The organism is Streptomyces sp. NPDC053431 (assembly GCF_044544925.1).
Lineage (GTDB): Bacteria > Actinomycetota > Actinomycetes > Streptomycetales > Streptomycetaceae > Streptomyces.
The window spans coordinates 1-19,692 of sequence record NZ_JBITXX010000028.1 but is presented as its reverse complement, the minus strand read 5'-3'; the positions used below and the strand labels follow the sequence as shown (position 1 = coordinate 19,692).

14 protein-coding genes are annotated in these 19,692 nt (G+C 74.1%); 11 read left to right on the top strand and 3 right to left on the bottom strand.

Going from position 1 to position 19,692, the window contains the following annotated elements; translation table 11 throughout:
- The first annotated feature begins 6 nt into the window (after positions 1-6).
- Positions 7-3,723, top strand: coding sequence for a glycosyltransferase (locus ACIGXE_RS35060; protein WP_399754020.1), 3,717 nt, complete (start codon positions 7-9; stop codon positions 3,721-3,723).
- Entirely contained in the window at positions 3,720-5,252 is a 1,533-nt protein-coding gene (locus ACIGXE_RS35055; RefSeq protein WP_399754018.1) for a DUF5719 family protein, read from the top strand. The genes ACIGXE_RS35060 and ACIGXE_RS35055 overlap by 4 nt, the downstream gene beginning before the upstream one ends.
- A gap of 502 nt (positions 5,253-5,754) precedes the next feature.
- Here the strand turns inward: ACIGXE_RS35055 and ACIGXE_RS35050 are convergent.
- Positions 5,755-6,171, bottom strand: coding sequence for a metallopeptidase family protein (locus tag ACIGXE_RS35050; RefSeq protein WP_399754055.1), 417 nt, complete (start codon positions 6,169-6,171; stop codon positions 5,755-5,757).
- 305 nt (positions 6,172-6,476) lie between these two features.
- On the opposite strand from ACIGXE_RS35050, the gene ACIGXE_RS35045 reads away from it, so the two are divergent.
- The 6 genes from ACIGXE_RS35045 to ACIGXE_RS35020 all read left to right on the top strand — a co-directional run bounded on the left by ACIGXE_RS35045 (position 6,477) and on the right by ACIGXE_RS35020 (position 13,692).
- A complete protein-coding gene (locus ACIGXE_RS35045) occupies positions 6,477-6,908 on the top strand; it encodes a DUF3499 domain-containing protein (protein ID WP_132919336.1) in 432 nt (143 codons plus the stop codon).
- Positions 6,909-7,005: 97 nt separating this feature from the next.
- Positions 7,006-8,370 (top strand): phosphomannomutase/phosphoglucomutase, encoded by a 1,365-nt coding sequence (locus ACIGXE_RS35040; protein ID WP_399754016.1) that lies wholly within the window; start codon positions 7,006-7,008, stop codon positions 8,368-8,370.
- 1,247 nt (positions 8,371-9,617) lie between these two features.
- On the top strand, positions 9,618-9,800 hold the full coding sequence (locus ACIGXE_RS35035) for a Trm112 family protein (RefSeq protein WP_365350596.1): 183 nt from the start codon (positions 9,618-9,620) through the stop codon (positions 9,798-9,800).
- Between the two features lie 111 nt (positions 9,801-9,911).
- A complete protein-coding gene (locus ACIGXE_RS35030) occupies positions 9,912-11,066 on the top strand; it encodes an SIS domain-containing protein (protein WP_399754014.1) in 1,155 nt (384 codons plus the stop codon).
- 431 nt (positions 11,067-11,497) lie between these two features.
- Complete coding sequence (gene manA, locus ACIGXE_RS35025; RefSeq protein WP_399754013.1) at positions 11,498-12,649, top strand: mannose-6-phosphate isomerase, class I; 1,152 nt, start codon at positions 11,498-11,500, stop codon at positions 12,647-12,649.
- Between the two features lie 107 nt (positions 12,650-12,756).
- Entirely contained in the window at positions 12,757-13,692 is a 936-nt protein-coding gene (locus ACIGXE_RS35020) for a cation diffusion facilitator family transporter (RefSeq protein ID WP_399754012.1), read from the top strand.
- 255 nt (positions 13,693-13,947) lie between these two features.
- On the opposite strand, the gene lepB is transcribed toward ACIGXE_RS35020, so the two are convergent.
- The gene (lepB, locus tag ACIGXE_RS35015) at positions 13,948-14,637 is read right to left on the bottom strand and encodes a signal peptidase I (RefSeq protein ID WP_399754010.1); all 690 of its coding nucleotides are present in this window, start codon (positions 14,635-14,637) and stop codon (positions 13,948-13,950) included.
- Positions 14,638-14,948: 311 nt separating this feature from the next.
- On the opposite strand from lepB, the gene ahcY reads away from it, so the two are divergent.
- Both ahcY and ACIGXE_RS35005 read left to right on the top strand, forming a co-directional pair.
- On the top strand, positions 14,949-16,403 hold the full coding sequence (gene ahcY / locus ACIGXE_RS35010; RefSeq protein WP_399754008.1) for an adenosylhomocysteinase: 1,455 nt from the start codon (positions 14,949-14,951) through the stop codon (positions 16,401-16,403).
- A 139-nt stretch (positions 16,404-16,542) separates the two neighbouring features.
- Positions 16,543-17,154, top strand: a complete 612-nt coding sequence (locus ACIGXE_RS35005) for a hypothetical protein (RefSeq protein ID WP_399754006.1) — start codon at positions 16,543-16,545, stop codon at positions 17,152-17,154.
- Between the two features lie 18 nt (positions 17,155-17,172).
- On the opposite strand, the gene ACIGXE_RS35000 is transcribed toward ACIGXE_RS35005, so the two are convergent.
- Entirely contained in the window at positions 17,173-18,216 is a 1,044-nt protein-coding gene (locus ACIGXE_RS35000; RefSeq protein ID WP_399754004.1) for an RDD family protein, read from the bottom strand.
- Between the two features lie 120 nt (positions 18,217-18,336).
- On the opposite strand from ACIGXE_RS35000, the gene ACIGXE_RS34995 reads away from it, so the two are divergent.
- The gene (locus ACIGXE_RS34995) at positions 18,337-19,344 is read left to right on the top strand and encodes a stage II sporulation protein M (protein WP_399754002.1); all 1,008 of its coding nucleotides are present in this window, start codon (positions 18,337-18,339) and stop codon (positions 19,342-19,344) included.
- Positions 19,345-19,692 lie beyond the last annotated feature (348 nt).

Genomic DNA, 19,692 nt, shown 5'->3' with positions numbered 1-19,692 from the left:
AGCTCGATGTCCTCAACTCCTGAGTTTCCGCGACACGTCGTCACCGCCGTGCTCGTCGCCCACGACGGCGCCCGCTGGCTGCCGGACGCGCTCGCCGGGCTGCTCGCCCAGGAGCGCCCCGTGCAGAACGTGGTCGCCGCCGACACCGGCAGCGCGGACGACTCCGCGCGGCTGCTCGCCGACGCGATCGGGCCCGACCGCGTCCTCCACCTCGCCCGCCGCACCGGATTCGGCGCCGCCGTCGAGGAGGCCGCGCGCACCGCGCCGGTCCTCGGACCCGAGGAACTGCCGTACCTGAAGCGGCCCAGCGGCTGGGACCCGGTCACCCGCACCTGGCAGGACGAGAACTACGACCTGCCCGAACTCCCGCACGGCGAGCCCGTCCAGTGGCTCTGGCTGCTCCACGACGACTGCGCCCCCGAGCCCGGCGCGCTCGCCGAACTCCTGCGCGTCGCCGACTCCGACGCGTACGCCGCCGTCGTCGGCCCCAAGCTGCGCGGCTGGTACGACCGGAAGCAGCTCCTCGAAGCCGGTGTCTCCATCGCCCGCAGCGGCCGCCGCTGGACCGGGCTCGACCGCCGAGAGCAGGACCAGGGCCAGCACGACCAGATCCGCTCCGTGCTCTCCGTCTCCAGCGCCGGCATGCTCGTCCGCCGCGACGTCTTCGAGGAGCTCGGCGGCTTCGACCGCAGGCTGCCCCTCATGCGCGACGACGTCGACCTGTGCTGGCGCGCCCACGCCGCCGGCCATCGCGTCCTCGTCGCCCCCGACGCCGTGCTGCGCCACGCCGAGGCCTCCGCCCGCGAGCGCCGCACCGTCGACTGCGCCGGCCGCTCCGCCGCCAACCCGCACCGCGTCGACAAGGCCGGCGCCGTCTACACGCTGCTCGCCAACACCCGCGGCCGCGCGCTGCCCTACGTCTTCCTCCGGCTCGTCGTCGGCACCGTCCTGCGCACCCTCGGCTATCTCGTCGGCAAGGCGCCCGGCCAGGCCGTCGACGAGATCATGGGTCTGCTCGCCACCCTGCTGCGGCCCGAGAAGATCCTCGCCGCCCGCAGGCGGCGGCGGAACCCGGCCGTCCCCGCGAGCGAACTCCGCCCGCTCTTCCCGGCGCCCGGCGCCACGATCCGCGCCACCGCCGAACAGTTCGCCTCCCACTTCGGCGGCTCCGACGCCGACGCCGGCTCCCGGCACGGCGCCGTCGAGTCCGGCCCCGGCGGCGACGACGCCGACTACCTGGAGATCGAGCAGTTCGCGCGCCTGAAGAAGATCGCCCGCAAGCCCGGGCCCGTCCTCTTCGCGCTCCTGCTCGTCGTCTCCGTCGTCGCCTGCCGCAACCTCTTCGGCGGCGGCTCCCTCGCCGGCGGCGCCCTGCTGCCCGCCCCCGACACCGTCTCCGAGCTCTGGTCGCGGTACGCCGACGGCTGGCACGCCATCGGCAGCGGCGGCACCCAGACCGCCCCGCCCTACCTCGCCGTCCTGGCCGCGCTCTCCGCGCTCTTCCTCGGCTCGACCTCCTTCGCGCTGACCCTGCTGCTCGTCTGCTCGGTCCCGCTGGCCGGCTTCACGGCGTACCTCGCCTCCCGCGGCATCGTCGAGTCCCGGCTCCTGCGCGCCTGGGCCGCCATCGCCTACGCCTTCCTGCCCGCCGCCACCGGCGCCCTCGCCACCGGCCGGCTCGGCACCGCCGTCCTCGCGATCCTGCTGCCGCTCCTCGCCCGCGCGGCCGTCGCCGCCCACGGCCTCGACCGGCCCGCCGGCGAACGCGGCAGCTGGCGCGCCACCTGGGCGTACACCTTCCTGCTCACCTTCGCGACGGCGTTCACCCCGGTCGTCTGGCCGCTCGCCGTGGTCCTCGGCATCGGCGTCCTCGCGCTGCGCCGGGACGACATCACCGCGTACGGGCTGCGCTTCGTCGCCGCCGTCGGCACCCCGCTGCTCGTCCTGGCGCCCTGGTCGCTGTCCCTGCTGACCAGCCCCTCCGCGCTGCTGCGCGAGGCCGGCCTCGACATCCGCACGGGCACGGCCTCCGCGCTCGACCTGCTCGGCACCAGCCCCGGCGGCCCCGGCGCCGCCGGCGGGCTCGTCCTGATCGGCCTCGTCCTCGCCGGACTCGCCGGCCTGCTGCGCGAGGAGCGCGTCCTCGCCGTCCGCGCCGCCTGGGCCGCCGCCCTCGCCGGACTCCTCTTCGCGGTCCTCACCAACGGCGCCGGCGGCACCGGCTGGGCCGGCCCCGCCACCCTCGTCTACGGCGCCGCCCTGCTCGCCGCCGGCATGATCGGCGCCGAGGGCGGCCGCACCCGCGTCGCCGCCCACGGCTTCGGCTGGCGCCAGCCCGTCGCCGCGCTCGTCGCGCTCGCCTGCGCCCTCGGCCCCGTCGTCGCCGCCGCGAGCTGGATGATCGCCGGCGCCGACGGCCCGGTCACCCGTCGCGACCCGGTCCAGGTCCCCGCCTTCGTCGCCGAGGAGAGCGGCACCCGCGACCAGGCCCGCACCCTCGTCCTGGGCGGCAGCTCGCCCGGCGAGGTCTCCTACACCCTGGTCCGCGGCTCCGGCGGCCGCCTCGGTGACGCCGAACTCGCCGTCACCGGCGGCAGCGACCCCCGCCTCGACCAGGTCGTCGCCCACCTCGTGGCCGGCTCCGGCGCCGACCAGACCCAGGAGCTCAGCGGCTTCGCGATCCGCTACGTCCTCGTCCGGGACGGCGCGCCGCGCTCGATGAGCCGCGTCCTCGACGCCACCCCGGGCCTCTCCCGGCTCAGCCAGCTCGACGGCAGCGCCCTGTGGCGGGTCGACCGCGAGGTCGCCCGCGTCACGATCGTGCCGGGCGCCGGCAAGAACACCGCGGCCGCCGACGGCAAGCCCGTCACCGTCGCCGCCGGCCCCGTCGAGGCCCACGCCGACATCCCGGCCGGACCCGCCGGCCGCGTGCTGCGCGTCGCCGACCGCGCCGACGCCGGCTGGACCGCCACCCTCGACGGCCGGAAGCTCGAACCGACCACCGTCGACGGCTGGGCCCAGGGCTTCACCCTGCCCGCCGAAGCCGGCCGCCTCGACCTCACCTTCGAGGAGCCGTTCACCCACACCGTGTGGATCTGGACGCAGGTCTTCCTCGGCGTCGTCCTGCTCGTCCTCGCCCTGCCCGGCCGCCGCCGCGACATCGACGACGACCTGCCCGACGAGGAGGTCGCCATCCCCGCCCAGGCCATGGAGGGCGACGGCCGCCGCGCCCGCCGGCTCCGCGCCGCCGCCGAGGCGGAGGCCGCGGCCGAGCAGGCCGCCGCGGCGCCCGAGCCGCGGCAGCCCGCCGAGCCCGCTCCCGTACCCGTACCGGAGCAGCCGGCCTACGAGCAGCAGCCGGAGTGGGACGGCCAGTACGCCGGACAACAGCAGGGCTACTACCAGGAGCAGTACGCGTACGACCCCCAGCAGTACGCGCAGCAGCAGTACGACCCGTACGGCGGCCAGAACGGCTACGAGCCGAACGGCTACGACGCGAACGGCCAGGAAGTCGCCGGCTACGACGTGAACGGCCAGGAAGTCGCCCGCTACGACACGAACGGACAGGAAGCCGCGGGCTACGACGCGAACGGCCAGGGCGTCACCGGCTACTCCGCCCACGGCCACGAAGGCAACGGCTACGACGACGGGTACGGGCAGCAGACCTACGACCCGTACGGCTACGAGCAGCAGCAGCGTCCCGACGGGAGCAGCAACCAGTGAAGCGCACCACCCTCTCCCTGATCGCGGTCGCCACCACCCTCGCCGCCGTCACCGGCGTCGCCGCCCTGACCGCCCCCGACGGCACCACGCCCCGGACCACCGGCGCCGCCGTGCCGCTCCCGGTCGAGCGCTCCAGCCTGCTGTGCCCGGCGCCCAGCACCTCGGAGCTCGCCGAGACCGCGTACACCTCGTACACCCCGAAGGGGACGCCCGCGCAGGGCACCGCCAAGGCCGGCGGCGAGTCCCGCGGCGACGCGAAGGCCCAGCTGACGCCCGCCGCGGCGGCCGTCGCCCCCGGTGAGACGCCGCCCAAGAACGCCAAGCCGCCCAAGGCCCCCGCGACCGTCACCCAGGCCGGCACCCCCGTCACCGCCGAGGCGAACGGCCCCACCGCGCCCGCCCTGGCCGGCTCGGCCAACGGCGCGCTCGCCCCCGGCTGGACGGTCCAGCAGACCACCGTCGTCCCCGCCGGCGGGGCGCGCGGCCTGCTCGGCCTCAGCTGCTCCGCCCCGGACACCGACTTCTGGTTCCCGGCCGCGTCCACCGCCAAGCAGCGCCAGGACTACGTCCACCTCACCAACCCGGACGACACCGCCGCCGTCGCCGACATCGAGCTGTACGGCCCGGAGGGCGCGCTCAAGACCCAGATCACCGAGGGCATCCCGGTCCCCGCCCACTCCAGCGCGCGGGTCCTGCTCCCCACCCTCACCACCGACCCCGCCCAGCAGGACGTCACCGTCCACGTCACCACCCGCAGCGGCCGCGTCGGCGCCGTCGTCGGCTCGGCCGACGAGAAGCTGGGCAGCGACTGGCTGCCGGCCTCCGCCGATCCGGCCGGCACCGCCGTCCTGCCCGGCATCCCCGCCGACGCCACCTCCGTGCGGCTCGTGGCCTACGCGCCCGGCGACGACGACGCCGACCTCAAGATCCAGCTGGTCACGCCGACCGGCACGATCGTCCCGGCCAGCGCCGGCGCCCTGCACGTGAAGTCCGGCATGACCGCCGCCGTCGACCTGCCCGACCTCACCCGCGGCGAGCCCGGCTCGCTGCTCCTCACCCCGGTCGACCCGAAGAAGGCCACGCCGGTGGTGGCCGGGCTGCGCGTGGTCCGCGGCAAGGGCGAGCAGCAGGAGGTCGCGTTCATCCCGGCGACCGCCGCCGTCGAGACCCGCGGCACCGTCGCCGACAACCGCGCGAAGGGCTCCACGCTCACCCTGACGGCGCCCGGCGCCACCGCGGAGGTGCGCGTCACGGCCTCGGCGGGCTCACAGGGCGGCACCCAGGTCACCAAGACGGTCACCGTGAAGGCGGGCACGACGCTCTCCCTCCCGGCCCCGGTCCCCGGCGGCCTGAAGGGCTCCTACGCGCTGACCGTCGAGCACCTGTCGGGCGGCCCCGTGCACGTCGCACGGATGCTGGAGCTGCCGCAGGACGGGATCCCGATGTTCACGATCCAGACCGTGGCGGACGACCGGGGCACCGTCGAGGTCCCGAAGGCCCGCCAGGACCTCTCGGTCCTGGACGACTGACGCCGGCCCGCCGTCACACAAGCCCGGCCGGGCGGCTCCGACGTCACACGAAGCCCGACCGGGCGGCTCGGTACCTTCCCGTACGGGGGGCGGGTGCGCCCGTACGGGTGGTTGGCGGCGCGCCGGTGTGGGGGCGCGGGTACGGGGGCGCCGGTACGGGGGTACGCCGAGGGGCCGGTACGGGGGTGCGCCCGTGGGCCGATGCCGGGGCGCCGGTACGCGGGTACGTCGATGGGCCGACGCCGGTCTGCCGATGTGCGGGTACGCCGACGGGCCGACGTCGGTGCGCGGGTACGCGGACGGGCCGATGCCTATGCGCCGATGTGCGGGTACGCCGACGCGCCGACGCGCCGGTACGCCTGTGCGCCGAGGTGCGGGTACGCCGACGCGCTGGCATGGCTAAGCGCGGGTACGCCGATACACCGATGGGCGGGTACGCCGGCAGGGCCTGGCATGCCGGCGTAGGAGGGAGTCGGTCAGTCCGGCCCGTATCCCGAGTCGGTCAGTCCTGCCCGTATCGCGGGTCGACGGACTCGGGGGAGAGGCCGAGGAGGTCGGCGACCTGCTCGACGACGACCTCGTGGACCAGCAGCGCCCGCTCGTCGCGGCTCTTCGACCGGATCTCGACCGGCCGGCGGTAGACGACGACCCGGGCGGGCTCGTTCTTCTCCGCCGGGGTGGAGCCGCCCAGCGGCACCACCGGCTCGCCCGCCACCGACGGCGGGACCTCCATCACCATGAACTCCACGTCCGCCAGCTGCGGCCAGCGCCGTTCCAGGCGCTCCACCGAGTCCAGGACGAGATCGCGGAAGGTGTCCGCCCGGCTCGTGGACAGCGGTACCTGCGGTGGGGCGACCGGCCCCCGCATGCCCCGGCCGTGCCGGTCACGCCGCCGTACCCGCGGTGCGGGACTCTCCATGCTCTCGGTGGTGTCGGTCACTGACGCAGCGTAACTCTCTCCGGTGGTCCGGGACCGGTCCGGGATGCCGCCGGAACCGGTGCGCGGCAGACCCGCCTGTCGGAAGTCGACCGTTCCGGCCAGGCAAGAGCTCGATTTCCGAGACCTCCGGGATCGGCCATCTGGCGGTCGTTGACCGGATTTCTCCCCACCGCTGTCCGGATCGCATACCGCCCCCGCGCCCGTGCCGCACGGCTCCCGCAGGTCAGAACGGGCGACCGGACCCGGTCCGTGGCGGACGTCACACCGCGACACGGTGGAGTGACCTGGGGGAGAGTCGTCGCGGCCCGCTCAAGAGTGCGGTACCGTCCAACGTCGTGAGCCCTGTACGTCGCTGTTCGCGCACCGCGTGCGGCCGCCCTGCCGTCGCGACACTGACGTACGTCTATGCCGACTCGACTGCGGTCCTCGGCCCGCTCGCCACCTACGCCGAGCCCCACTGCTACGACCTGTGCGCCGAGCACAGCGAGCGCCTGACCGCCCCGCGCGGCTGGGAGGTCGTGCGGCTCTCCGACGGAAGCGCCCCCGCCCGGCCCAGCGGCGACGACCTCGAAGCCCTCGCCAACGCGGTACGGGAGGCGGCCCGCCCCCAGGAGCGCGCGGCCGAGGCCGGCGGCAAGGGCGGCGGACGCGGCGGCGACCCGATGGAGGTCGGGCGCCGGGGACACCTCAGGGTGCTCCGCTCCCCCGAAAACTGATCAAGGTCCCATCCCGGGTAGTTTGGGCGTTCCGTACGCGCGCCGTAGCCGCGCGTACCCGCAGCCGAGACTTCAGGGACCTCAGGAGGATTGATCCGTGACTGCTGATCTGTCGCAGATCGTGAAGGCGTACGACGTCCGCGGGGTGGTGCCGGATCAGTGGGACGAGGCGCTCGCCGAGCTGTTCGGCGCGGCCTTCGTGCGGGTCGTGGACGCCGACGCGATCGTCATCGGCCACGACATGCGCCCCTCCTCGCCGGGCCTCGCCGCCGCCTTCGCCCGGGGCGCCGCCCGCCTCGGGGCCGACGTGACGCTGATCGGTCTCTGCTCGACCGACCAGCTGTACTACGCCTCCGGGGCGCTGGGCCTGCCCGGCGCGATGTTCACCGCCTCGCACAACCCGGCCCAGTACAACGGCATCAAGATGTGCCGCGCGGGTGCCGCCCCGGTCGGCCAGGACACCGGCCTGTCGCAGATCCGCGAGCTCGTCGAGCGCTGGACGGAGGAGGGCGCACCGGAGGCGGCGGCGACGCAGGGCCGGGTGACGGAGCGCGACACGCTGAAGGACTACGCGGCCCACCTCCTCTCGCTCGTGGACCTGACGGCGATCCGCCCGCTGAAGGTCGTCGTGGACGCGGGCAACGGCATGGGCGGCCACACCGTCCCGACGGTGTTCGAGGGACTGCCGCTGGACGTCGTGCCCATGTACTTCGAACTGGACGGCACCTTCCCGAACCACGAGGCGAACCCGCTCGACCCGAAGAACATCGTCGACCTCCAGGCGCGCGTCCGCGCCGAGGGCGCCGACCTGGGCCTCGCCTTCGACGGCGACGCCGACCGCTGCTTCGTCGTCGACGAGAACGGCGACCCGGTCTCCCCGTCCGCGATCACCGCGCTCGTCGCGGCCCGCGAGCTGGCGAAGCACGGCGGCAGCGGCACGATCATCCACAACCTGATCACCTCCTGGACCGTCCCCGAGGTCGTCCGCGAGAACGGCGGCACGCCCGTGCGCACCCGCGTGGGCCACTCCTTCATCAAGGAGGAGATGGCGCGGACCGGCGCGATCTTCGGCGGCGAGCACTCCGCGCACTACTACTTCAAGGATTTCTGGAACGCGGACACCGGCATGCTCGCCGCGCTCCACGTCCTCGCGGCGCTGGGCGGCCAGGACGGCCCGCTGTCCTCCCTGGTCGCCTCCTACGACCGCTACGCGTCCTCCGGCGAGATCAACTCCACGGTCGCCGACCAGAACGCCCGCCTGGCCGCCGTGAGGGCCGCGTACGAGTCGCGCGAGAACGTCACCCTGGACACCCTCGACGGCCTGACGGTCACCTCTCCCGACTGGTGGTTCAACCTCCGCGCCTCCAACACGGAGCCGCTCCTCCGCCTGAACGTCGAAGCCCGCGACGAACCCACCATGCAGACCCTCCGCGACGAGGTCCTCACCCTCATCCGCGCCTGACCCCCACCACCCAACCGCCCGCCCCCGCCCCGCCCACCCCGGGCCCGCGCGGGGGCGCCGGTCTTTCCCGCCCGCCCCACGGCGGCCGCTGCGGCCCGCCTTGCCCGTCACGTGCGGGGAAGGGCCCCTGCCCGGGTCTACCGCGCTTGCCCCCAGGAAGTGCCCACCCCTGCCCGCCTCGCGGCGGCGGACCCGCCGCGCTGCCCGTCACCGGTGGATACGGGCAAGCGCCCCGCCTGCCGCGCTTGCCCGAAGAGCCTGCCCTCCTGCCCGCCATGCGGGGCCCTTCCCGCAGGCGCCCGCTCCGTGCGCCTGCCCCTGCGCGGTGCCGCCCCGCCGGGCCCTGCGCGCCCTGTGCGTCACGTGCGGGCGCGGTCTTCGCCCGCCCTCGCCCACCGCGCGTGCCTGCTTTGCGGGGCGTGGGACTCCACCCGCACGCCCCCACCGCGCTGCCCGCCCCTGCGGTGCCGCCCGCTTGCTTCTGGCCGCCACGGGCAGGCGCGGCAGGCGCGGGTCGCCGCCCGCACCCGCCCACCGCGCGTGCCTGCTTTGCGGGGCGCGGGACTCCACCCCCACGCCCCCACCGCGCTGCCCGCCCCTGCGGTGCCGCCCGCTTGCTTCTGGCCGCCACGGCAGGCGCGGCAGGCGCGGGTCGCCGCCCGCACCCGCCCACCGCGCGTGCCTGCTTTGCGGGGCGCGAAGCGCCTACCTCGCTCGCCCCCATCCCTGGGACCTGAGCGTTCTGCCGCCTCGGGAGGGGGCCGCCGCCCTGCTCGCGCCCGCCAGCGAGGGCCTAGTGGCACTCCGTGTGGGCATTCGTCCCGCTGGGGCGGGACGGGTGGGCACACGGGACGCAGCCCCTTGCCGGGCCCAGGCTCCCTTTACGTACGCCACGCCCCACGGACGCCGCACCCCCGGGACCGTGAACCCCGCGGACCTGCTCCACCGGGCCTAGAGCACAAGACGGGCCGCCCAGCCGAGGCCGGGTCCAGAGCCGAGGCCCGGGCCCGGGCACGGGCCCGCAGGCCCGGGACAGAAGCCCGGCCGCGTCGGCCCCGGGCAGAAGCACGGCCCGTCCGACCCGGCCGCCCCACCCCCGTCACCCCACCACCACCCCCCGTTCCCCCACCCGCCACCCCCACCCCGCAACGTAACCCCCGCCCCACCCCACGCCGGGCGCGCCACCCGCGCCCCGGCGGTAGGCTGACCTGGCCCGAGACCGTCCGCCCCGCCCGAAGGGACCGCCCATGCCGCTCGAAGCCGGCCTCCTGGAGATCCTGGCCTGCCCGGCCTGTCACGCCCCGCTGAACGACCGGACGGCGGACGACACCCCGGAGCTCGTCTGCACCTCCGCCGACTGCGGCCTCGCCTACCCGGTCCGCGACGGCATCCCGGTCCTGCTGGTCGACGAGGCGCGCCGCCCCGAGTAGCCCGACCGACCCAGGGGGGAGGCCCTCCGGGGGCGGCCCCCGGAGGATGACCCCGCCGGCCCGCGACGCCCGCGACGGCCGGCCCCGCTCCGACGACCGGAGGCCCGCCACATGCTCGACGAGACGCTCCTCGACGCACCGGACGCCCTCGCCCTCGCCGACCACCGCGGCCTGCTCCGCGGCGCCGCCGAGGCGGGGGCCCGGGTACGGACCGCCGCCCGGCACGCCGCCGAGGCCGGCATCGCGGAGCTCAGCCCCGACGGCCGCCCCCGCGCCGTCCTCGTCGCGGGTCCCGGCACCGCCGCCGCCGGCGTCGCCGACCTGGTCGGCGCCCTCGCGGGGGCGTCGTCCCCGGTGATCCGCCTGCAGCCCACCGGCGTGGCCCCCGCCGCGGGCGCGCTCCGCTGGGCGCTGCCCGGCTGGGCCGGCTCGGTGGACCTGCTGCTCATCCCGACGACGGACGGCTCCGAGCCGGGCCTCGCGCTCCTCGCGCAGCAGGCGTACCGCCGCGGTGTCACCGTGGTCGCCGTCGCCCCGAAGGCCTCCCCGCTGTTCGAGTCGGTGAGCAGCGCGCACGGGCTGCTCGTACCGATGGCGATGGCTCCGCACGAGACCGCCGAGGAGTACGAGGAGACCCTGGCCGCGAGCCCGGGCGCGCTGTGGGCGCTGTTCACGCCGCTGCTCGCCCTCCTGGACCGCGTCGGCCTGGTCGAGGCCCCGCCGGAGGCGCTGGAGCAGGTCGCCGACCGCCTGGACCATACGGCGGAACGCTGCGGCCCGGCCATCGCCACGTACAGCAACCCGGCCAAGACCCTCGCCGCCGAGCTCGCCGACTCCCTGCCGCTCGTGTGGACCGAGGGCGAGGCGGCCGGCCCGGCCGGCCGTCGCTTCGCCGCGGTCCTCGCCGAACTGGCCGGGCTCCCCGCGCTCGCCGCCGAACTCCCGGAGGCGCTGCCCGCCCACGGCATGCTGCTCGCCGGGGACTACGCGGCCGGCGCCGACCCCGACAACTTCTTCCGCGACCGGGTCGAGGAGCAGCAGGCACTGCGCGCCCGGGTCGTCCTCCTCCGCGACCGCCCCGCCGAGGACAACCACCTGAGCGCCGCCCCGTCCGCCCGCGAACTCGCCCTCGGCCACGGCACGGCCATCAGCGAACTGGAGCCGGAGGAGGGCACGGCGCTCGAGAACCTCGCGGAGCTCATCGCCGTCACCGACTTCGCCGCCGTGTACCTCGCACTGGCCTCCGCCGGCCGGACGACCGCCTGACCACCCGCCCCCTCAGGGGGCGCCGCCCGTACAGCCCCCGTCCCCGTCCCCAGCCCCAGCCCCCACCCGGCCCGCCGACGCTCCCACCGCACGCACTCGGGCCGCCCCCCGACCGACCCCGCCCCGACCAAGCTTCCCGAGAACCGACCCCGGGACCGGCCCTCGGCCCGCCCCCCGGACCGGCGGCCACTCCAGGGCCGCCCCCCCCGGGACCGGCCCCCCGGAACGGCGGCCCAGGCCCGACCCCGGGCCCTGCCCCGGGGACTGCCCCCCCAGGAATGCCCCAGGGACCGGCCCACGGCCCCGGGTCCCCCGGGACCGCCCCCGCCGCCCCCCGGCCGACCCCGGACGAAGCCCCGACCCCGACGCCCCCACCGCCGCCCCCACGTCCATCACCGCACCCACCGCACTGAAAAGAGCTGGAAGCCCCCATGGACCGCCTCGTCAACACCGTCCGCCCCTACGCCTGGGGATCCACGACGGCCATCCCGGAGCTGCTCGGCGTCGCCCCCACCGGCGAGCCGCAGGCCGAGATGTGGATGGGCGCCCACCCCGGCGCCCCGTCCCGTACCGCCCGCGGTCCCCTCAACGAGGTCGTCGCCGCCGACCCCGTACGCGAACTCGGCGCGGCCGCCGTGGACAAGTTCGGGCCCCGGCTGCCCTTCCTGCTCAAGCTGCTCGCCGCCGGCGCCCCGCTCTCGCTCCAGGTCCACCCCGATCTCGCCCAGGCGCGCGCCGGGTTCGCCGCCGAGGAGGCCGCCGGCATCCCGCTCGACGATCCGCGGCGCAACTACAAGGACGCCAACCACAAGCCCGAACTGATCTGCGCCGTCACCCCGTTCCACGGCCTGTGCGGGTTCCGCGACCCCGTCGAGGCCGCCGACACGATGGACGCGCTCGGCGTGAACTCCCTCAAGCCGTACGTCGACCTCCTCCACGCCCATCCCGAAGAGGACGCCCTGCGCGAGGTCCTGACCGCGCTGCTCACCGCCGACCGCACGGAGATGGCGCACACCGTCGCCGAGGCCGCGCACGCCGCCGCCCGCCTGGGCGGTGCCCACGCCCCGTACGCGCAGATCGCCCACCACTACCCGACCGACCCCGGCGTGCTCGCCGCCATACTGCTCAACCCGGTCACGCTGCAGCCCGGCGAGGCCCTCTTCCTCGGGGCCGGCGTCCCGCACGCCTACCTCGACGGTCTCGGCGTCGAGATCATGGCCAACTCCGACAACGTGCTGCGCTGCGGCCTCACCCCCAAGCACGTCGACGTTCCCGAACTCCTGCGGGTCGTCCGCTTCGAGCCGAGGGAGCCGGGCGTGCTGCGCCCCGAGGCCTCGCCGTCGGGCGAGGAGGTCTACGACACCCCGATCGACGAGTTCCGGCTCTCCCGTCTCGTCCGCCCCGAGGGCGCCGCCCCGACCGACGTCACCGCCGCCACGCCGCAGATCCTGCTCGCCGTCGCCGGCCGCCTCGGCACGGGCGGCGAGACCCTCGCACCCGGCGAGTCCGTGTTCGTACCGGCGGGCGAAAAGGCCGAACTGTCCGGTACGGGAACGGTCTTCCGCGCCACGGTCGTCGCCTGATGCGAGAATGACCGGCCGAACGACGGCAAAGGAACGGCAATAAGCTGCCGTCGACAGGGCCGGAGCAGAGCACGGGCCGGACACCGACGAAGGGAACAGACACACCCATGAGCGCGTCAGGCGGAACCAAGGCGATCGTGGCGGCGCTGGCCGCCAATCTCGCGATTGCCGCAGCCAAGTTCGTGGCGTTCGTCTTCAGCGGTTCGTCCTCGATGCTCGCGGAGGCCGTGCACTCCCTCGCCGACTCCGGCAACCAGGGCCTGCTCCTCCTCGGCGGCAAGCGGGCCCAGCGCGAGGCCACCCCGCAGCACCCCTTCGGCTACGGCCGCGAGCGGTACATCTACGCCTTCCTCGTCTCGATCGTCCTCTTCTCGGTCGGCGGCATGTTCGCCGTCTACGAGGGCTACGAGAAGATCAAGCACCCGCACGAGATCGAGGCCTGGTACTGGCCGGTCGGCGTCCTCGTCTTCGCGATCATCGCGGAGGGCTTCTCCTTCCGCACCGCGATCAAGGAGTCGAACGAGCTGCGCGGCAGCCTGTCCTGGAAGGAGTTCGTGCGCCGGGCGAAGGCCCCCGAGCTGCCGGTCGTCCTCCTGGAGGACTTCGGCGCCCTCGTCGGTCTCGTCCTCGCGCTCGGCGGCGTCGGCCTGGCCCTGCTGACCGGCGACGGCGTCTGGGACGGCATCGGCACCGTCTGCATCGGTGTCCTGCTCATCGTCATCGCGATCGTGCTCGCCGCCGAGACCAAGTCGCTGCTGCTCGGCGAGGCCGCCGGCATCGAGCAGGTGAAGAAGATCGAGGAGGCGATCGTCGACGGCGAGACCGTCACCCGCCTCATCCACATGCGCACGCTCCACCTCGGCCCGGAGGAGCTGCTCGTCGCCGCCAAGATCGCCGTCCGGCACGACGACACCGCCGCCGAGGTCGCCACCGCCATCGACGCCGCCGAGGCCCGCATCCGCGACGCGGTCCCGATCGCCCGGGTCATCTACCTGGAGCCCGACATCTACAGCGAGAAGGCGGCCCGGGCGAACAACGCCTGAGACCACCCGTACGCCGAAGGCCCCGCACCTGCTCCCCAGGTCCGGGGCCTTCGCCGTCTCCGCGCGACGTCGCACGCGCCCTCGCGTACTCCCGCCCGCCTCATGTACTCCCGCGCGTCACGTCACCGCCGAAGGCACGGCTCACACGCCACCAGCGCATGTTCCGGGCGTCCCCGGCCAGTTCCCTGGTGACCGGCGCGTGCCCTGGCGTACCGCTCCTCACGCGCCTTCGCGTACGGCTTCCCGCGCGTCACGTCACCGCGGCACGTACGCCTCGTGCGGCGAGCCCGCGGGCCGCCTCGCGGACCGCCGTGCCGCGCGCCCGACGAGCCACCCGGCCAGCCCGCAGCCGAAGCCGGCCAGCGCGACGAGGAAGCCGCCGCCCAGGCCCCCGACGGCGATGAGGAGGGGAAGGGCGTTCCCCTCCGCCCGCTCACGGACGGCGTCCGCGGGGATCGTCCCGCCGAACCCGTCCTCGACGAAGAAGCGGGAGTCCCGGGACACGGCCCGGTTGTCACCCATGACGAAGAGCCGGCCCTCCGGCACCTTCACGTCGAAGTCCCCACCGTTGCCGGCCACGGGATCGCCGCCCGCGAGGTAGTCCTCCGCCAGCGGCTTCCCGTTCAGGTAGACCTGCCGCCCGTGGCTGCTCACCCGGTCGCCGCCGACGCCGATGACGCGCTGCACGGCGAGGTCCGTGTCCGAGTAACGGCCAGGGAGGTAGGAGAAGACCACGTCCCCGCGCCGGACCTCGTCGCCCCCGATCTTCCTCGTGAAGACGGTGTCCCCCTGGCGGTACGTCGGCTCCATGCCGTCGGAGCCGAGCCTGTGCCCGCCGAAGAAACGGTCACCCACCACCACGGCACCGACCATGATCAGCACGCCCAGCGGCAGCAGGATCCACCCCGCGATCCGCAGTCTTCGCCCCGGTCCACCCGTACTCACCGAACTCATCCTTCAGCCCCTCCCGACACGATCTCGGCCCGCACCCTATAGGCGTGCCGGTCGGCCGGGGCGCCGGGCGGACTGTGGGTCGCTGCGCCGATCGGTGTAGATTCGTGACCAGCCAGACGTCGCTGCTGATGGCGGTCGGGCGGTCTGCGCATGGACCGACCGAGGGAGAGAGGGCCTCCGACGACTGCACCGCGCATTCAACGCGGGAGCACTCGGGCATTCGTATGCCCGCGTCGCCCACAGCCGCGGTGCCAGGTGCCCACTCGACCCTCGATACCGATCCACGAGGAGCAGCTCCAGTCATGACGACTGTCGCCAAGCAGGACTTCAAGGTCGCCGACCTGTCCCTGGCCGCGTTCGGCCGCAAGGAGATCACCCTCGCCGAGCACGAGATGCCCGGCCTCATGTCGATCCGCCGCGAGTACGCCGAGACGCAGCCGCTGGCCGGCGCCCGGATCACCGGCTCGCTGCACATGACCGTGCAGACCGCGGTCCTCATCGAGACGCTCGTCGCCCTCGGCGCCGAGGTCCGCTGGGCCTCCTGCAACATCTTCTCCACCCAGGACCACGCCGCCGCGGCCATCGCCGTGGGCCCGAACGGCACCCCGGAGAACCCGCAGGGCGTCCCGGTCTTCGCCTGGAAGGGCGAGACCCTGGAGGAGTACTGGTGGTGCACCGAGCAGGCGCTGACCTGGCCGAACACCCCCACCGGTGGCCCGAACATGATCCTCGACGACGGTGGTGACGCCACCCTCCTCGTCCACAAGGGCGTCGAGTTCGAGAAGGCCGGCTCCGCTCCGGACCCGTCCACCGCGGACAGCGAGGAGTACGGCTACATCCTCCAGCTCCTCAACCGGACCCTCGCCGAGAGCCCGCAGAAGTGGACCCAGCTGGCGTCCGAGATCCGCGGCGTGACGGAGGAGACCACCACCGGTGTCCACCGCCTCTACGAGATGATGCAGGCCGGCACGCTGCTGTTCCCGGCGATCAACGTGAACGACGCCGTGACGAAGTCGAAGTTCGACAACAAGTACGGCTGCCGCCACTCCCTCATCGACGGCATCAACCGCGCCACCGACGTCCTCATCGGCGGCAAGACCGCCGTCGTCTGCGGCTACGGCGACGTCGGCAAGGGCTGCGCCGAGTCCCTGCGCGGCCAGGGCGCCCGCGTCATCGTGACGGAGATCGACCCGATCTGCGCCCTGCAGGCGGCGATGGACGGCTACCAGGTCACGACCCTCGACGAGGTCGTCGAGACGGCCGACATCTTCATCACCACGACCGGCAACAAGGACATCATCATGGCCGCCGACATGGCCAAGATGAAGCACCAGGCGATCGTCGGCAACATCGGCCACTTCGACAACGAGATCGACATGGCCGGCCTGGCGAAGATCCCGGGCATCGTCAAGGACGAGGTCAAGCCGCAGGTCCACACCTGGACGTTCCCGGACGGCAAGGTCCTCATCGTCCTGTCCGAGGGCCGTCTGCTGAACCTCGGCAACGCCACCGGCCACCCGTCCTTCGTGATGTCGAACTCCTTCGCCGACCAGACCCTGGCCCAGATCGAGCTCTTCACCAAGCCGGAGGAGTACCCGACCGACGTCTACGTGCTCCCCAAGCACCTCGACGAGAAGGTCGCCCGCCTCCACCTCGACTCCCTGGGCGTCAAGCTGACGACCCTCCGCCCGGAGCAGGCCGAGTACATCGGCGTCAAGGTCGAGGGCCCGTTCAAGCCGGACCACTACCGCTACTGATCCCACGACCGGCGGGTGACGGCACACACCGGCACCCGCCCGTCACGGAAACCCGGAGCGGAACAGGCAGGCCCCCGCACCCCCGTGCCGGGGGCCTGCCCCGTCCCGACTACCGCCCCAGGACGCACCCCGAGGACCCATGCCCCGCGGCCGCTATTCGCTCTACGATCCGCACGATCACACCCCCCTCGGCGAAGAGCACTTCCACTGCGCGCCCGGCCCCTCCGGCTGGCGCTACGTCGCACGGACCACCACCCCGTCCGGCGACCCGAGCGGCTCCGTCGACCTGGCCGTCGACGACCTGGGCCGCCCCATCCGCCTCGAACTGCACGCCGCCGACTGGCAGGTCCGCGGCGCCGCCCTCGACGGCGTCACCTGGGTCCGTACCGACCCCACCGGAACCCACGCCACCGAAGGCAATGTGCGCGCCCACGCCTTCACCGGCACGTCCCCGGCGTTCCTCGTCGCGATCTCCCGACTCCTGCGCCTCACCCCCGATTCCCCGGAGACCCGCGTCCGGCTCGTCGCCTTCACGGATCCCGTGCTCGCCCCCCTGACGGTCGACCAGTCCTGGGCCCTGGTGAAGAGTGAAGCGCACGCCACTGACAACGGCCCCCTGATCGTGGACGAGTACCAGGTCAGCGCCCTCGACACGGGGGAGCGGCACACCGTCCACATCACCGGCGACGTGGTCCTCGCGGCCCCCGGCATCGAACTCGAAGAGCTCGACACCCCGCCGAACGTCTTCTGACCCGGGCCCGGGCGGCCCTCAGGCCGGAGGAGCGAACCCGGTCGCGCGCGGTCCTTCACCCTCCGCCGACCCCGAGCCCGGCCCCGACCCCGAGCCCGGCCCCGTTCGATGGACGGGCGCGGGAGACGGGGCAGACGCGAGGGGAGCCGACGGGGGAGAGGAAAGGGAAGGGGAAGAGGCGGGCGCGAACGGAGCAGAGGGAGAAGCCGACGCCCCGGGCGCCGGAACCGCCGGACCGGGTGCCGGGACCGCCGGACCGGGTGCCGGAACCGTCGCCGGAGCCGGCGTCCCACCCCACGCCGCCGCTGTCGGCGCCGGGGCGAACGCCCGCCGGGCATCCCGAGCCTGCCGCTCGGCCACGACACCCGCGAGGTACGCGGCAGCGGGCACGCCCGGCGGCGGAGGCGTCCCGGTCCTGGTCACCAGCTCGTCGGCCAGGCGCTCCGCGAGCCGCCGCCCGATCGCCGGATCCAGCTGACCCATCCGTGTCAGGTACTGCCGTACCTCCAGCCACAGCGCGTCGGGCACGGCCGACAGGTCGAGACCGGAGAAGCGCCCCACGAGCCACGGCGGCGGAGGCGGCACCACCATCACGGACGCCGAGGCCACCCGCTCCCGTACGACCAGGGTCCCCGCGAACACGTCCCCGATCCGCCGCCCCCGCTCCGACACCAGCGAGGCGAGGCACGCGACGACGCCGAACGTCATGAGGATCTCCACCACCCCCATCGCCCCGCGCATCAACGCGTGCCGGAACCGGATCGGCCCGCCGTCCTCCCGCACCACCCGCAGGCCGCACGCCATCTTCCCGAGCGACCGCCCGTGCGACAGCGTCTCCACGGCTATCGGCCCACCGACCAGGACCAGCAGGAAGGACGTGATGGACAGCGCCATCACCGCCGCCTCGTCCAACGACGCCGTGGCAAGCGCGATCCCCAGACTGATCAGGAGATACGCGGCCCACACCACGACGAGATCGATCAGCACGGCGAGCGCCCGGCTCGGCAGCCGGGCCGGCTGCAGTCCCAGATAGACGGCATCCCCCGTCACGACCCCGCTCACCGCGCCCACCCTTCGTCGGCCTGCCGATCCCCGTCCGAACGTCAGTCTGCCAAGCTGACCCGCAGCGCGCCGCAGTAGTACGGACCCGTACGCACCCAGTGCCTGGAGCAGCAGCCGATCATGGACCTCGACGTCTTCGTCACCGCCCACCGATCCGAGTGGGACCGCCTCGACCACCTGCTGCGCCGCGGTCGGAGCCGCACCGGCGCCGAGGCCGACGAACTCGTCGCTCTCTACCAGCGCACGGCCACCCACCTCTCCCTTCTGCAGTCGAGCGCCCCGGACCCGATGCTCACGGCCCGGCTGACCCAGCTCGTCGCCCGCGCCCGCGCCACGGTCACCGGCACCCGCCGTGCCTCCTGGCGCGACGCGGTGGCCTTCCTGACCGCCGGCTTCCCGGCCGCCGTCTACCGCTCGCGCCACTGGTGGATACCGACCGCCGTCCTCTCCACGCTCCTCGCGGCCCTCATCGGCTGGTGGATCGGCACGCACCCCGAGGTGCAGTCGGCGATGGGGGCCCCGGCCGAGCTCCGCGAGATGACCCGCCCCGGCGGCCAGTACGAGACCTACTACTCCAGCCACCCGGCGGCCTCCTTCGCGGCCCAGGTGTGGACGAACAACGCCCAGGCCGCCGCCATGTGCCTGGTCCTCGGCGCCTTCCTCGGGCTCCCGGTGCTGCTCGTCCTCTTCGCGAACATGCTGAACCTCGGCGTCGGCATCGGCCTCATGGCGTCCGCAGGGCGCCTCGACGTCTTCCTCGGGCTGGTCCTGCCGCACGGCCTCCTGGAACTGACCGCCGTCTTCGTCGCCGCCGGAACCGGCCTCCGCCTCGGCTGGACGGTCATCGAACCGGGTCCCATGACCCGCCGTGCGGCCCTCGCCCAGCAGGGCCGCTCGGCGATCGGCATGGCCATCGGCCTCGCCCTGGTCCTCTTCGTCTCCGGCCTGATCGAAGGCTTCGTGACCCCTTCCGGCCTCCCGACCTGGGCCCGCATCACCATCGGCATCGCGGCTGAACTGGCATTCCTCGCGTACGTCTATGTCCTGGGCGGCCGTGCGGCCCGGGCGGGCGACACGGGCGACGTCGAGGAGGCCGACCGGACGGCCGAGCTCCCCACCGCGGCCTGATGTGCAGAGCACCCCGCTGACCTGCTAGTCTCCTCTTCGCCCGCAAAACCCGTTGACACGGGTGGCGTGGGGAGGTAGATTCAAACGGTTGCCTGGGAGCTGGACAAGCGCCCGGCGGACAAGTTAGACTCTTCCTCGCTCCGGTCGGAATGACGACCAGGGAGCCACTCCGATTCCTTATCCGAATCACGAAGTCGCCGATTAGGCCGACGGAATTGAATCTGATAAAGTCGGAACCGCCGGAAGGGCCCGAAAAGACGAAAGTCGAAAAGGGACCGGAAAGCACCGAGGAAATCGGATCGGAAAGATCTGATAGAGTCGGAAACGAAGGAAGCGCCCGGAGGAAAG